At 72.0% G+C, this 12,935-nt stretch carries 12 protein-coding genes and 1 tRNA gene; 6 read left to right on the top strand and 7 right to left on the bottom strand.

The annotated features are described in order from the left end of the window. Positions 1–17 precede the first annotated feature (17 nt). Positions 18–710 carry an HAD hydrolase-like protein gene (locus D7D94_RS10835; protein ID WP_156242615.1) on the top strand — a complete coding sequence of 231 codons (693 nt, stop codon included), beginning with the start codon at positions 18–20 and terminating at the stop codon, positions 708–710. 10 nt (positions 711–720) lie between these two features. Further along, positions 721–1,998: a hypothetical protein gene (locus tag D7D94_RS10830; RefSeq protein ID WP_246171775.1), complete on the top strand. Its 1,278-nt coding sequence runs from the start codon at positions 721–723 to the stop codon at positions 1,996–1,998. An 89-nt stretch (positions 1,999–2,087) separates the two neighbouring features. Here the strand turns inward: D7D94_RS10830 and D7D94_RS10825 are convergent, their stop codons facing one another. From D7D94_RS10825 to D7D94_RS10805, 5 genes are all read right to left on the bottom strand, one after another. Further along, positions 2,088–2,294 (bottom strand): cold-shock protein, encoded by a 207-nt coding sequence (locus tag D7D94_RS10825; protein ID WP_156242614.1) that lies wholly within the window; start codon positions 2,292–2,294, stop codon positions 2,088–2,090. A 323-nt stretch (positions 2,295–2,617) separates the two neighbouring features. Then, positions 2,618–4,138 carry an L-arabinose isomerase gene (araA, locus tag D7D94_RS10820; RefSeq protein ID WP_156242613.1) on the bottom strand — a complete coding sequence of 507 codons (1,521 nt, stop codon included), beginning with the start codon at positions 4,136–4,138 and terminating at the stop codon, positions 2,618–2,620. Further along, a complete protein-coding gene (locus D7D94_RS10815) occupies positions 4,135–4,848 on the bottom strand; it encodes an L-ribulose-5-phosphate 4-epimerase (protein ID WP_156242612.1) in 714 nt (237 codons plus the stop codon). The genes araA and D7D94_RS10815 overlap by 4 nt, the downstream gene beginning before the upstream one ends. 8 nt (positions 4,849–4,856) lie before the next feature. Further along, complete coding sequence (locus D7D94_RS10810) at positions 4,857–6,464, bottom strand: xylulokinase (protein WP_156242611.1); 1,608 nt, start codon at positions 6,462–6,464, stop codon at positions 4,857–4,859. A gap of 218 nt (positions 6,465–6,682) precedes the next feature. Next, the gene (locus tag D7D94_RS10805; RefSeq protein ID WP_156242610.1) at positions 6,683–7,675 is read right to left on the bottom strand and encodes a LacI family DNA-binding transcriptional regulator; all 993 of its coding nucleotides are present in this window, start codon (positions 7,673–7,675) and stop codon (positions 6,683–6,685) included. Positions 7,676–7,755: 80 nt separating this feature from the next. Here D7D94_RS10805 and D7D94_RS10800 point away from each other — a divergent pair, with 80 nt between their 5' ends. Continuing rightward, on the top strand, positions 7,756–9,090 hold the full coding sequence (locus tag D7D94_RS10800) for a M4 family metallopeptidase (protein ID WP_156242609.1): 1,335 nt from the start codon (positions 7,756–7,758) through the stop codon (positions 9,088–9,090). 75 nt (positions 9,091–9,165) lie between these two features. Here D7D94_RS10800 and D7D94_RS10795 read toward each other — a convergent pair whose 3' ends face one another. Beyond that, positions 9,166–10,218, bottom strand: coding sequence for a YihY/virulence factor BrkB family protein (locus D7D94_RS10795; protein ID WP_156242608.1), 1,053 nt, complete (start codon positions 10,216–10,218; stop codon positions 9,166–9,168). 267 nt (positions 10,219–10,485) lie between these two features. Here D7D94_RS10795 and D7D94_RS10790 point away from each other — a divergent pair, with 267 nt between their 5' ends. Further along, the gene (locus D7D94_RS10790) at positions 10,486–11,331 is read left to right on the top strand and encodes a DUF2382 domain-containing protein (protein WP_156242607.1); all 846 of its coding nucleotides are present in this window, start codon (positions 10,486–10,488) and stop codon (positions 11,329–11,331) included. 60 nt (positions 11,332–11,391) lie between these two features. Here D7D94_RS10790 and D7D94_RS10785 read toward each other — a convergent pair. Further along, positions 11,392–11,475 (bottom strand) — tRNA-Leu (locus tag D7D94_RS10785). Between the two features lie 211 nt (positions 11,476–11,686). Between D7D94_RS10785 and D7D94_RS10780 the strand changes: the two genes are divergently transcribed. Together D7D94_RS10780 and D7D94_RS10775 are read left to right on the top strand one after the other, a co-directional pair. After that, positions 11,687–12,421 carry an FHA domain-containing protein gene (locus tag D7D94_RS10780; protein ID WP_156243421.1) on the top strand — a complete coding sequence of 245 codons (735 nt, stop codon included), beginning with the start codon at positions 11,687–11,689 and terminating at the stop codon, positions 12,419–12,421. Beyond that, positions 12,418–12,930 carry an FHA domain-containing protein FhaB/FipA gene (locus tag D7D94_RS10775; protein ID WP_156242606.1) on the top strand — a complete coding sequence of 171 codons (513 nt, stop codon included), beginning with the start codon at positions 12,418–12,420 and terminating at the stop codon, positions 12,928–12,930. The genes D7D94_RS10780 and D7D94_RS10775 overlap by 4 nt, the downstream gene beginning before the upstream one ends. The last annotated feature ends 5 nt before the right edge of the window (positions 12,931–12,935 follow it).

The following is a 12,935-nucleotide window of genomic DNA, read 5'->3' as shown; positions in this document are numbered from 1 at the left end:
GTCGATAGGGTGGCTTCATGGCCTCGCCCGAGAACTCCCCCTGGTCCTGCATCCTCTGGGACGTCGACGGCACAGTCGCCGACGCCTCGGCGGGCATCCTGCCGCGCATCACGCAGGTGCTCACCGACCTCGGTCGCACCCCGCCGCCGGTGGAGGAGCTGTCGGCCTGGATCGGCCCGCCGATGCTCGAGTCCTTCCAGGTGCGCGGCATGCTGAGCCCCGACGAGGCCGTCGACGCCGTGGCGCGCTACCGCGAGCTCGCCGCCCGCGAGGGCTATGCGGAGTCCGTCGCCCTCTACCCCGGAGTCGCCGACCTCATCCACGCCGTGAACGCGGCCGGGGTCCCGCAGTCGACCGCCAGCACCAAGCCCGAGAACCAGGTGCAGGCCATCCTCGAGCACTACGGCCTCGATGGCTGCTTCGTCTCGATCAACGGGGCGTCGTCGGACGCCGACGTCCTCGACACGAAGTCGACGGTGCTCGCGAAGGCGCTGAAGCGCCTGAAGGAGGCCGGCGTCGACACCTCGCGTCCGGTGCTCGTCGGCGACCGGCACCACGACGTCGATGGCGCGGCCGAGCATGGGGTGCCGGTCGTCTTCGTGCGGTGGGGCTTCGGCACGCCCGGCGAGGAGGAGGGCGCGATCGCCGTCGTCGACGACATCGATCAGCTGCGCGCCGTGCTGATCTCCGAGCACCGCGACGCGGCGTAGTCCTCCCGCCGTGCTGGACATCGACATCGAGCTCGAGGACGTGCTCGTCTGGCTGGTGCCCGCCGCCATCGTGTTCGCGGGCGCCGCCCTCGTGGTCGTGCTCACGGTCTGGATCGTCAAGCGAGCGCGCCGCGGGCGCCGAGCGCGCGCGAAGGCCGGCGCCGCGCTCGACGCGGTCGGCGCCACCCTGGTGCGGCTCGACGACGACCTCGACGAGCTCGAGCTGGAGCTGTCGCTGTCGGGGGCTCTGTACGGCGGCGATCCGCCCCCGGCGCTGCGTCGCGCGCGCATGACCGCGCAGCACACGCGAGACGACGCGTTCGCCGCGTACCGCGACCTGCGGGAGTCGACCGACCTTCCCGCGCGGATCCGGCGACGGACGCGCGCCCTCGCCGCGCGCCTCGATTCGGCCCTGCGGTCGCTCGCGGCGGCGCGGACCGCGCACGACGCGTGGATCGAGGCGAACGTGACCGCGAGCGCGCAGATCGACGCCGCCCGCGGGCGCCTGACCGAGGTCGAGGGTCTGATGGGCGATCCGGCGATCCTGCTGCGAGAGCTCGCGGAGCACGCCGACCCCGAGGAGTGGACGGATGCGGCGGATGCCGCGACCGCGGCCCGCGCCGCGCTGGACGACGCGGCATGCCGGCTCGATGCGGCCGCGCGCTGCGCCGAGGATCCGACGCAGTCGCCGCTCGACGACCTCGCCGAGGCGGAGCGACGGCTCCGGACGGCCGAGCAGCGCAGTCGCGCCCTCGAGGAGCGCCACCGGATCGTGCTCCAGGCCGCGCAGGCGGTGCCGGACGAGCTCGAGGCCGCGGCCGCGGCCATCCGCTCGGCGACGGCCATGCGCGCCGCCCTCGAGCCGGCCGACGCGGAGCGCCTGGGCGAGGAGATCGCGCGGGCGGCAGACGAGCTCGACCGGCTGCGCGCGCAGGCGGGTCGTCGCCCCGTCGCGACGAACGAGGCCATCGCGCGCCTGCGCGACCGCCTCGACATGGCGCTCGCCGACGCCCGCACCGCGCAGCAGCGCCTCCTCGGCGCACGCAGCGCCCTGCCCGGGACCCTGGCCGCCGCACGGAGCGCCCTCGCGCGCGCGGAGGCGGCCGTGGGCCGGGGATCATCGCTCGACGCACGGGTGCGCCTCGACGCCGCGCGGACACAGCTCGCCCAGGCCCGGCAGACCGCCGACCCGGTGGAGGCTCTCGACGACGCGCGGCGCGCCATCCGTCACGCGGAGGACGCCAAGGCGCTGGCCGACTACGACGACCTCGCGCGCGACCGGACATGACGATGCCCGGGCGACGTCCACGAGGGAGGCGGCCCGGGCATGGGAAAGGCCCGCGCGAACTGATCGCGCGGGCCCCCGAAGGCTGAGGTTTACAGCGGTCGGATGTTCTCCGCCTGCAGGCCCTTGGGGCCCTGGGCGATCTCGAACTCGACCCGCTGGTTCTCTTCGAGCGAGCGGTAGCCGCTCGCGGTGATCGCGGTGTAGTGCGCGAAGACGTCGGAGCCGCCCTCGTCAGGAGCGATGAAGCCGAAGCCCTTCTCCGAGTTGAACCACTTGACGGTGCCCTGCGTGCTCATGTACTGCCGTTCTATTTAGAGGTACCGGCGCAGATTTCGCACCGGCTTAGGCCCACCGTACGGGAGTGCGGGGCAAAAGGATAGGCCTGCGACCGCGAATGACGAGATGGTCGGCAGATCGCCAGAAACGAGATCAGCCCTCATCGACCAGGGGGGATGGCGATGAGGGCTGGACGACCGAGAGGTGCGTCTGAGAAGAGACTACGGCATCTGTCCCCCATTTGGGGGACAGATTGGCGAAATCGGCGAAAAAAGCCATTCAGGAGCATGAATACGCGGACGCCCGCCGCGCCGACCGGAGGCGCGACGGGCGTCTGCGTCGCTCAGAGGCCCTGCGCCACCCGGTAGTAGACGGCGTTCCAGCGGAGCTCGCGCTCGAAGCCGTGGAGCGTCGTGTCGTCGTCGATCGTGACGAGCTCGATGCCCGACATGGTGGCGAAGTCGCGGAACACCTCGACGCCGACCTGCGTCGACATCACGGTGTGGTGCGCGGCGCCCGCCGCGAGCCACGCGGCCGCCGAGGTGTGGAAGTCCGGCGCCGGACGCCACAGGGCGTGCCCGACGGGCAGCTTCGGCATCGGCGCGGGGAGATCGACGTTCTCCACGACGTTCGCCACGAGGCGGAAGCGGTCGCGCATGTCGCTCATCGCGACCACGACGGCGGGGCCGGCGTCGGTGGTGAAGACCAGGCGCACCGGGTCCTCACGGTCGCCGATCCCCAGCGGGTGCACCTCGAGGCGCGGCTTCGTCGTGGTGAGCGACGGGCTGACCTCGAGCATGTGCGCGCCGAGGATGAGCTCATTGCCCGCCTCGAGGTGGTACGTGTAGTCCTCCATGAGGCTCGCGCCGCCGGGGAGGCCCGCGCCCATGACCGACGCGAGGCGCACGAGCACCGCGGTCTTCCAGTCGCCCTCCGCGCCGAAGCCGTAGCCGTCGGCCATGAGCCGCTGCACCGCGAGGCCCGGGAGCTGACGCAGCCCGCCGAGGTCCTCGAACGAGGTGGTGAAGGCGCTGAAGCCGCCCGCCTCGAGGAAGGAGCGCAGGCCGATCTCGACCTTCGCGCCGTAGCGCAGCGAGTCGGCCCGCTCGCCGCCCGGACGCAGCTCCTCCGCGACGTCGTAGAGGTCGAGGTACTCCTCGATGAGCGCGTCGACGTCGGCCTCGCTCGCGGCGTCGACGGCCTCGACGAGGTCGTTGACGCCCCACGTGTTCACCTGCACGCCGAGGCGGATCTCCGCCTCGGTCTTGTCGCCCTCGGTCACGGCGACGAAGCGCATGTTGTCGCCGAAGCGCGCGAGCTTCAGCCCCTGCGCGGCGGCGCGGCCGGCGGCGGCGCGGGCCCAGACGCCCACCCGGGCGGTGACCTGCGGGTCGCTGACGTGGCCGACGACCGTGGTGCGCGGCACGCCGAGGCGCGTCTCGATGTACCCGAACTCGCGGTCGCCGTGAGCGGCCTGGTTCAGGTTCATGAAGTCCATGTCGATCTCGGCATACGGGAGCTCGACGTTCACCTGGGTGTGCAGGTGGAGGAGGGGCTTCTGCAGCGCGTTCAGGCCGGCGATCCACATCTTCGCCGGGCTGAAAGTGTGCATCCATGCGACGAGGCCGATCACGCGGTCGTCGGCGTTCGCCTCGAGGATCAGCCGGCGGATCTCGTCCGACCCGGTGAGGACCGGCTTCCAGACGACCCGCACCGGGACATCCGGCGAGTCGACGAGCCCCTGCGCGACCTGCTGCGACTGCTCGGCTACCTGGCGGAGCGTCTCCTCGCCGTAGAGGTGCTGGCTCCCGGTGAGGAACCAGACCTCCTGCTGTGCGAGATCCGGGATGATGCTGCGGCTCATCGGTTCATGCCTCCCTGGGGCGTCTGTCCGTACACGTTCTGATAGCGGTTGTAGAGGTGGTCGATCTTCTCCTGCGGGATCGCCACGGGCTCGCCGAGCTGACGGGCGATGTGCACGCTGCGCGCGGCGTCCTCGACCATGACGGCCGCCTTGACGGCGTCCTTCGCGTCCTTGCCGATCGTGAAGGGGCCGTGGTTCTTCATGAGCACCGCCCGCGAGCGGTGGCCCCGCAGCGTCTCGACGATGCCGCGGCCGATCGAGTCGTCGCCAATGACGGCGAACGGGCCGACCGGGATCTCGCCGCCGAACTCGTCGGCCATCCCCGTGATGACGCAGGGGATCGGCTCAGCGCGCGCGGCCCAGGCCACGGCGTAGGTGGAGTGCGTGTGCACGACGCCGCCGACCTCGGGCATGTTGCGGTACACGTAGGCGTGCGCCGCGGTGTCGCTCGACGGGCTCCGGTCGGACCCGGGGGTGCCGGGGATGACGTCGCCGTCGAGGTCGCAGAGGATCATGTTCTCCGGCGCCAGATCGTCGTAGCTGACGCCGGACGGCTTGATGACGAACAGGTCGGCGCCCGGCACGCGACCGGACACGTTGCCGCCGGTCCACACCACGAGCCCGTAGCGGGTGAGCTCGCCGTGGAGCTTCGCGACGTCGGCGCGCACGCGGTCGATCGAGGCCTGGACCTCGGGGCTGAAGTCGGTCATGACGATCCTCACTCTCGGGGGTCTGAGCTGGGGACGGCGGAGACCGCCGCGGCTTCCACCGCGAGGCCGCGGCGCCAGCGCTGCAGGTAGGTGTCGAAGGCGGCGACGTCGGCCGCCTCGGGGACGACGGCCTCGGCGGCAGCGTCGGCGAAGAGCTCCTCGTCCAGCCAGGACGACAGGTCCCGGCCATCCGCCGAGCCGTCGAGCACCGCGCGCCGGTACTGGCCGAGCACGGCGATCCCCCAGGCCCCGCCCTCGCCGGCCGTCTCGGCGACGGAGACCGGGGCGCCGAGGGCGGCCGCGAGGATCCGCTGCGCGACGCCGCGGGTGCGGAACATGCCGCCGTGCGCACGCATCGCCTCGATCGCGACGCCCTCGTCGGTCAGCGTGCGCATGCCGAGGCTGAGTGCGGCGAACGCGCCCTGCAGCTGAGCGCGGGCGAACGACGCGAGCGAGAGGCGGGACCCGGGCGTGCGCACGAAGAGCGGCCGCCCCTCGTCGAGGCCGGCGATTGGCTCGCCGGAGAGGAAGTTGTAGACGAGCATGCCGCTGTCGGCCTCGGCCGTGAGCGCGGAGCCGAGCAGCGCCTCGAACACGGCGTCGGGGGCGGCGGGGTGCCCGAGCGCGGCGGCGAACTCGCCGAAGACATCGGCCCAGGCGTTCAGCTCGCTAGCGCCGTTGTTGCAGTGCACCATCGCCACGGCGTCGCCGGCCGGCGTCGTCACGATGTCGATCTCCTCGTGCGGGGTGCGCGGCCCCTCCTCGAGCACGACCATGGCGAAGATGCTGGTTCCGGCGCTGACGTTGCCGGTGCGCGGGGCGACCGCTCCGGTCGCGACCATGCCCGTTCCGGCATCCCCCTCGGGCGGGCAGAGCGGAGCGCCCGGCTGCAGCGAGCCGGTCGGATCGAGGAGCGCGGCCCCCGCAGCCGTGAGCTCGCCGGCGTCCTCCCCCGCGCTGCGCACCTCGGGCAGCAGATCCGCGATGCGCAGACCGGCGGCGCCGTGGGCGGCAGCGCGCTCGTCGAACGTGGCGAGCATCGTCGCGTCGTAGGTGCCCGTGGCGGTGTCGATGGGGAACATCCCGGAGGCGTCGCCGACGCCCAGCACGCGGCGCCCGGTCAGCAGCTCGTGGACGTAGCCGGCGAGAGTCGTGATGGCGTGCACGCGGGAGACGTGCTCCTCGCCGTCGATGATCGCCTGATGCAGGTGCGCGACGGACCACCGCAGCGGGATGGCGAACTCGAACGCCTCGCTGAGCTCGGCAGCGGCCGCGCCCGTGTTCGTGTTGCGCCAGGTGCGGAACGGCACGAGCAGCTCGCCGGCCTCGTCGAACGCGAGGTAGCCGTGCATCATCGCCGAGACACCGATCGCGGCGAAGGAGGTCGGCTTCGCGCCGTGCTCCCGCTCGACGGCGTCGGCGAGCTCCGCGTACGCGGCCTGCAGGCCCGCGCGCACATCGTCGAGCGAGTAGGTCCACAGCCCGTCGACGAGCTGGTTCTCCCACGTGAACCCTCCGGTGGCGAGCGTCGTGCCATCCGGTGCCACCAGGCATGCCTTGATGCGGGTCGAGCCCAGCTCGATCCCCAGCGATGCCTGCGCGATTGCTTCCGACATCCGTCCTCCTCGACCATGTGAGCGCTCACATCGGGCGCCTCGGCAAGATTACCGGCCGTTCCGCCGCGCCGCAATCGCGGATGCGCGGCGAGGCGGGACACGTCGCAGGAGATCCGGCGCCGCCGAGGCGGTCGGGCCGCAGGATGGCAGGGGTTCGAGCCCGGGAAGGCCCGGGATCTCCTGCGCAGTGTCCCGCCCGGGCATCCGCGGGAGGAGCCTCAGGCGCGCGGCGCTGCGGTCGACCGCCGCACGACGAGGCGCGGGGCCACGGCCTCGAGCGGCGGGGCCGACGCGCCGTCGAGCCGCGCGACGAGGCGGGCCACCGCGCGGCGCCCGATCTCGGCGAAGTCCTGGTGCGCGGTCGTCAGCGGCGGCAACGAGTGCGCGGCCTCCGGGATGTCGTCGAACCCCGTGACGCTGACGTCCTCCGGCACGCGCACGCCCCGATCGGCGAGCCCGTGCACCACGCCGAGCGCCATCTGGTCGTTGCCGGCGACGACCGCCGTCGCGCGCGGGTCGAGCGATGCCGCGAGCGCGTAGCCGGCGTCGGCGGTCCAGTCGCCCGCGAGCACGGGCAGCAGCGGCAGCCCGCGCTCGCGCGCCGAGCGCTCGAACGCGTCGCGCCGCAGGTCGGCCTCGATGTATCCCGCGGGTCCGGCGATGTGCTGGATGGCCGTGTGCCCGAGGGCGCGGAGATGGTCGACGAGCGCGTCGATCGCGGCGGACTGGTCGACGCTCACCGCGTCGAGCCCCTCTCCCCCGCCCTGCAGCGTGAGGAAGGGGAGCTCCAGTCCCTCAAGCTCGGCCACCATGACGCGGTACGGCGTGATCGCGACGAGCGCCTCGACCGCGTGGTCGAGGAGGAACTCCACTCCCGCCCGCACGGCATCGGGCTCGGGGACGACGCTCGTGACGAGCGGCCGGTAACCGGCCGCGCGCACGGCATGCTCGACCGCGAGCAGGGTGCTCACCGGACCGAACCCCGCCGTCGCGGGCGTCAGCACGCCGATGGACCTGGTGCGGCTCGTCGCCAGCGTGCGGGCGGCGACGCTGCGGCGGTACCCCAGCTCGCGGATGGCCTCGAGCACGCGCTCACGGGTCGCCGGCCGGATCCCCGCGTAGTCGTTGAGCACCCGCGACACCGTCTGATGCGAGACCTGCGCGCGCTGCGCCACGTCGTAGATGCTCGGCCCGCGCCGCTGATCCGCCATCGGTCCTCCCGGGGCTCCACGCTAGCGGCACCGGGGCGGCACCCGTGGCGGATGTCGGAGACCGGGGATACCGTCGCTGCATGAACGGGATCGTGCCGCCATACCTGCTGGAGCGCCTCACCACCCACGCCGACGAGCGCGTGTCGGCCTGTGCTGCGCGCACCCTGACCGTCGACGAGACGCTGCGCGTGAAGCGCGCCGTCGCCGTGCCGACCGTGCGCGCCACCCTCGTCGCGCCTCATCCGCAGCGGACGATCTCCGACGCCGCGAACACGACCGCCCTCCCCGGCACCACCGTGCGGCGCGAAGGCGATCCCGCCACCGGCGACGTCGCGGTGGATGAGGCGTACGACGCGCTGGGGGCGACATGGACGCTCCTGCAGGAGGAGTACGGCCGCGATTCGCTGGATGGCGCCGGCCGGCCACTGCTCGCGACGGTCCACTACGGCGACCGGTACGACAACGCCTTCTGGGATGGCGAGCGCATGGTCTTCGGGGATGGCGATGGCCAGGTCTTCCGCTCATTCACGTCGGCGGTCGACATCGTCGGGCACGAGCTCGCGCACGGATTCGTGCAGGCGACGGTCGATCTCGTGTACCAGGGCCAGTCCGGCGCGCTCAACGAGTCGGTCGCCGACGTCATCGGCAGCCTGGTGAAGCAGCGGCTGCTCGGGCAGACGGCGGCGGAGGCGGACTGGCTCATCGGCGCGGGCATCTTCACGGACCAGGTGCAGGGCGTCGCCCTGCGCTCGCTCGCCGCTCCCGGCACCGCGTACGACGACGACGTGCTGGGCGCCGACCCGCAACCCGCCTCCATGGCGGACTACGTGGACACGACGACCGACAACGGCGGCGTCCACATCAACTCCGGCATCCCCAACCGCGCCTTCCACCTCGCCGCGACGGGCATCGGGGGCTACTCGTGGGATGGCGCGGGCCGCGTCTGGTACGACGTCCTCGAGGGCAGGATGGTCGCCTCAGACGCGGACTTCGCGGCGTTCGCGACCGCGACCATCCGCGCGGCCGGCGAGCGCTTCGGCGACGGCTCCGCGCAGCAGTCGGCGGTGGCGTCCGCGTGGGCGGAGGTGGGTGTCGCACCGGCGGAATCGGGGGCCGGCTCTCCCGCGGACGCGGACACCGTGCGGGTGGAGCGCTCGGGCGGTCTCCTCGGCCGGGTGCACGTCGCCGAGGTGCCGGAATCAGCACTCGCCCAGCCCGAGCGCGACCGACTGGTCTCCCTCGCCGAGACCGTCGCCCCCGAGGCGCGCCCCGTGCCCGACGGCTACACCTGGCGCATCGAGATCTCCCAGCGCGTCGACATCACGGTCGGCGAGCAGGGCCTCCCCGACGAGGTGCTCGCGCTGCTGCGGGACATCCTCGAGCGCGGCGAGCGCGGCTCGCAGCAGGAGGGCTGAGCGCGCCGAAAGGGCTGAGCGCACGAAGAGGCGGCCACCCTCTCGGGCGGCCGCCTCTCCGCGACGGTGCGAGCGTCAGTCGTTGTCGCGTCGGATCTCGCGGGCCTTCGCGACGTCCTTGCGATGTGCTTCCGCGGCCTTCTCGATGCGCTTGTCGTCACGCAGGGGGAGCTGGATGCGCTCCTCCGCGGGCAGACCCGCTTCGAGCTCGCGGCCGCGCTCCATCTCCGCATCGAACTCCGCGCCGATGAGCAGCGCGATGTTGGCGATCCACAGCCACAGCAGGAACACGATGACGCCGGCGAACGAGCCGTAGGTGCGGTTGTAGTTGGAGAAGTTCGCGACGTAGAAGGCGAAGCCGATCGACGCGATCAGGAGGATGACGATCGCGAGGATGGCGCCCATGCTGATCCAGCGGAACTTCGGCTGCTTCACGTTCGGCGTCGCGTAGTACAGCATCGCGATGAGGAGCACGACGATGGCGGCGAGGACCGGCCAGCGTGCGATGTTCCACACGGTCACCGCGACGTCTCCCAGCCCGATGGCATCGCCGATCGCCTGCGCGATCGGGCCCGAGATCACCAGCAGCACGGCGGCGAGCGCGATCATCACGACGGTGATGAGGGTCACGAGCAGCTGCAGCGGCTTGAGCTTCAGGAAGGGGCGGCCCTCGTCGACGCCGTAGATGCGGTTCATCCCGCGGGTGAACGCGCCGACGTATCCCGAGGCCGACCAGATGGCGAGCACGAGACCGCTGATGAGGGCGAATCCGGCTGCCGGCGAGTTGGCGATGTCGGTGACCGGGCCCTCGAGCATGTCGACGGTGTCGCCCGGCGCGATCGAGCCGATGATCCCGAGCACGGCGTCCGCTGCCTGCTGCCCCTGCCCGACGACGCCGAGAAGGGAGAAGACCGCGAGCAGGCCGGGGAACAGCGCCAGGACGCCGTAGTAGGTCAGGCTCGCGGCGATGTCCTGGCATTGGTCGGCGAGGAACTCGCGGAAGGACTTCCGCGCGACGAACGCCCACGACCTCTTGTCGATCTGGGTCGGGGAGTCCGGCTGATCCGGATGCTCGGGCGCTGACGTGTGGGCGTCGTCCGGATTCTGGGCGGTTTGCGATGGCGTCATGTCCGTGCCTTTCTCGTCTCCCCTCGATGTAACGCGGCTCAGGCCGCTCCTGCGCACGGGTTGACCCGTGCGCCCCGGTATGCAAGCCCTCCAGATGGCCGCGGAGGGCGCGAGGATAGGGGGCCGATCGGACCCTGACAACCCGAGGAGTTGAGCGGACGGGTCCCCTAGCGTTCACGGCGTGACTGATTCTCATGGGGATCGGCGCGGGGCACGTCGGCGAACCCGTCGACGCCCTCTCCGGAGAAGAAAGCGAGAACGATCGAGATGATCAACGAGCAGAACCTCAACAGCCTCAGCGGTGCGAACGTCGTCGACAGCGACGGGCACAAGATCGGCACCGTCGGTCAGATCTACGTGGACTCGGACTCGGGTCGTCCCAGCTGGGCCACCGTCAAGACGGGTCTCTTCGGCACGTCCGAGTCGTTCGTCCCCCTCGAGCAGGCCGAGGAGACCGGAGGCGACCTCCGCGTCCCCTTCTCGAAGGACTTCGTGAAGGACGCTCCGCGCATCGAGAGCGACGGCGAGCTCTCCGAGGCGGAGGAGGACGAGCTCTACTCCTACTACCGCGACTCGAGCCGATCGGGCGGAGCGGGCGACGACTTCGCCGAGAACGGCACCGGATCCGACTTCGGCGCGGGCACCGCAGGCACCACCGGTGTCGGCACGGGCACGACCGGCCGCACCTTCGTCGATGACGCTGACCGCGACCGCGGACGTGGCGTCGGCGGCGACGACGCGATGACCCGCTCGGAGGAGCGGCTCAACGTCGGCACCGAGCGCGTCGAGACGGGCCGCGCGCGCCTCCGCAAGTACGTCGTCACCGACCACGAGACGGTCACCGTCCCCGTCGAGCGCGAAGAGGTCCGCCTCGAGCGCGAGCCCATCACGGACGGCAACGCGGGCGACGCCCTCGACGGCCCCGACATCAGCGAGGCCGAGCACGAGGTCGTCCTGACCGAGGAGCGTCCGGTCGTCGACAAGGAGACCGTCCCGGTCGAGCGCGTGCGCCTCGACACCGAGACGGTCAGCGACACCGAGCGCGTCGAGGCCGACGTGCGCAAGGAGGAGGTCGAGCTCGACGGCGACGCCGACGGGCGCCGCGGCGTCTGACTCCGGGCACGAGAAAGCCCCCGGTCGATCCGACCGGGGGCTTTCTCCTGACATCCGCTGTGCGCGAGGGGGGAGTTGAACCCCCACGCCCTTTCGGGCACTGGCACCTGAAGCCAGCGCGTCTGCCTATTCCGCCACTCGCGCAGAGTCCGAGACCTCCGAACCCAACTTCCCGAGAATAACACGACCGACGGGGCCTCGCGAAAGCGGGATCACGGGCGCGTCGCGCCCCCGACGCCGTCCGTCGTCAGGATGACGGCCATCCGCCTGCAGACGTCTTCTCGCGCAGGGCGTCCGCGTTTCCAGACGTTCTGGCTACGATGACCCTGACCAGCCGCCCTGCATGAGGAGCCCAGTGGGACTACTTGACAGCTTCGAGAAGGGGCTCGAGCGCGCCGTGAACAGCGCGTTCGCGAAGACCTTCCGCAGCGGGCTCCAGCCCGTCGAGATCGCCTCCGCCCTGCGCAGCGAGCTCGACAAGAAGGCCGCCATCGTCACGCGCGACCGGGTGCTGGTGCCCAACAGCCTCACCGTCCGGGTGAGCCCCGCCGACGGCGAGCGGATGGCCGCGCTCGGCCCGGCGCTCACGAACGAGCTCGACGAGGCGGTGCGCGCGCACGCCGCCAAGCAGGGCTACAGCTTCCCCGGCCCGGTCTCGATCTCCCTGCGGCCCGACGAGCAGGTGGCCACCGGCACGATCGCGGTGGACTCCGTCACGGCCGAGGGGCGCGTCGAATGGCGGGCCGTCGTCGAGATCGCCGGCCGCCGCCATCCGCTCTCGCGAGCGCGCACGGTGATCGGCCGCGGCAGCGACGCCGACATCACCGTCGCCGACCCCGGCACGAGCCGCAAGCACGTCGAGGTGCTGTGGGATGGCGAGCGCGCCATGGTGCGCGACCTCGGCTCCACGAACGGGTCGAAGCTCGACGGCGTCCCCGTCGGGCAGGCCGCCCTCTCCAACGGGCAGGTCATCACGATCGGCCGCACCGACATCGTCTTCCGCCTCGTGCCGCTCGCGGCGCCACCGCAGCGCGTGTCGCGACATGACGCAGCCACCGAGCTGTACGACTTCCGCGGAGGGGACCGATGAACCCGCTCACCCAGCTCCTGCTGCAGTACGGCTTCCTCCTCGTGCTGTGGCTGTTCGTGTTCGCCGTCGTGTTCTCGCTGCGCGCGGACATCTTCGGCGTGCGCGTGCGCAAGCTGCCGGGGAGCGGCGCCGCGGCGGCGACTCCCGCGCCTGCGGCACCCGCTCCCGCCGCAGCGCCGGCGCCCGCCCAGAGCGCACCGTCGTCCGGCGGCGCGGCCACCCGCATCGTCATCACGTCGGGTCCCAAGGCCGGCCTCGAGCTCCCCCTCGGCCGCGATGCGCTGACGATCGGCCGCTCGAGCGAGTCGGGCCTCGTCATCCGCGACGACTACACCTCCAGCCATCACGCTCGCCTCCTCCTGCGCGGCGAGCAGTGGCTGCTGCAGGATCTGCAGTCCACCAACGGCACCTTCCTCGACGGCCACCGCGTCTCGCCGGACGCCCCCGTCCCGGTGCCGTTCGGGGTGCCGGTGAAGGTCGGCGCCACGACGTTCGAGCTGCGGAAGTAGCCGCC

The sequence above is a fragment of the Microbacterium oryzae genome, assembly GCF_009735645.1.
GTDB lineage: Bacteria > Actinomycetota > Actinomycetes > Actinomycetales > Microbacteriaceae > Microbacterium > Microbacterium oryzae.
This window is presented reverse-complemented; position numbering and strand designations above follow the sequence as displayed.

What these genes read in the sequence shown, in the direction of transcription:
- araA (WP_156242613.1), bottom strand. Translation starts at nt 4,138, where the DNA reads ATGAGCCGCAGCATCATCCCGGATCTCGCACAGCAGGAGGTCTGGTTC.
- D7D94_RS10795 (WP_156242608.1), bottom strand. Translation starts at nt 10,218, where the DNA reads ATGACGCCATCGCAAACCGCCCAGAATCCGGACGACGCCCACACGTCA.
- D7D94_RS10805 (WP_156242610.1), bottom strand. Translation starts at nt 7,675, where the DNA reads ATGGCGGATCAGCGGCGCGGGCCGAGCATCTACGACGTGGCGCAGCGC.
- D7D94_RS10790 (WP_156242607.1), top strand. Translation starts at nt 10,486, where the DNA reads ATGATCAACGAGCAGAACCTCAACAGCCTCAGCGGTGCGAACGTCGTC.
- D7D94_RS10775 (WP_156242606.1), top strand. Translation starts at nt 12,418, where the DNA reads ATGAACCCGCTCACCCAGCTCCTGCTGCAGTACGGCTTCCTCCTCGTG.
- D7D94_RS10835 (WP_156242615.1), top strand. Translation starts at nt 18, where the DNA reads ATGGCCTCGCCCGAGAACTCCCCCTGGTCCTGCATCCTCTGGGACGTC.
- D7D94_RS10810 (WP_156242611.1), bottom strand. Translation starts at nt 6,464, where the DNA reads ATGTCGGAAGCAATCGCGCAGGCATCGCTGGGGATCGAGCTGGGCTCG.
- D7D94_RS10825 (WP_156242614.1), bottom strand. Translation starts at nt 2,294, where the DNA reads ATGAGCACGCAGGGCACCGTCAAGTGGTTCAACTCGGAGAAGGGCTTC.
- D7D94_RS10815 (WP_156242612.1), bottom strand. Translation starts at nt 4,848, where the DNA reads ATGACCGACTTCAGCCCCGAGGTCCAGGCCTCGATCGACCGCGTGCGC.
- D7D94_RS10800 (WP_156242609.1), top strand. Translation starts at nt 7,756, where the DNA reads ATGAACGGGATCGTGCCGCCATACCTGCTGGAGCGCCTCACCACCCAC.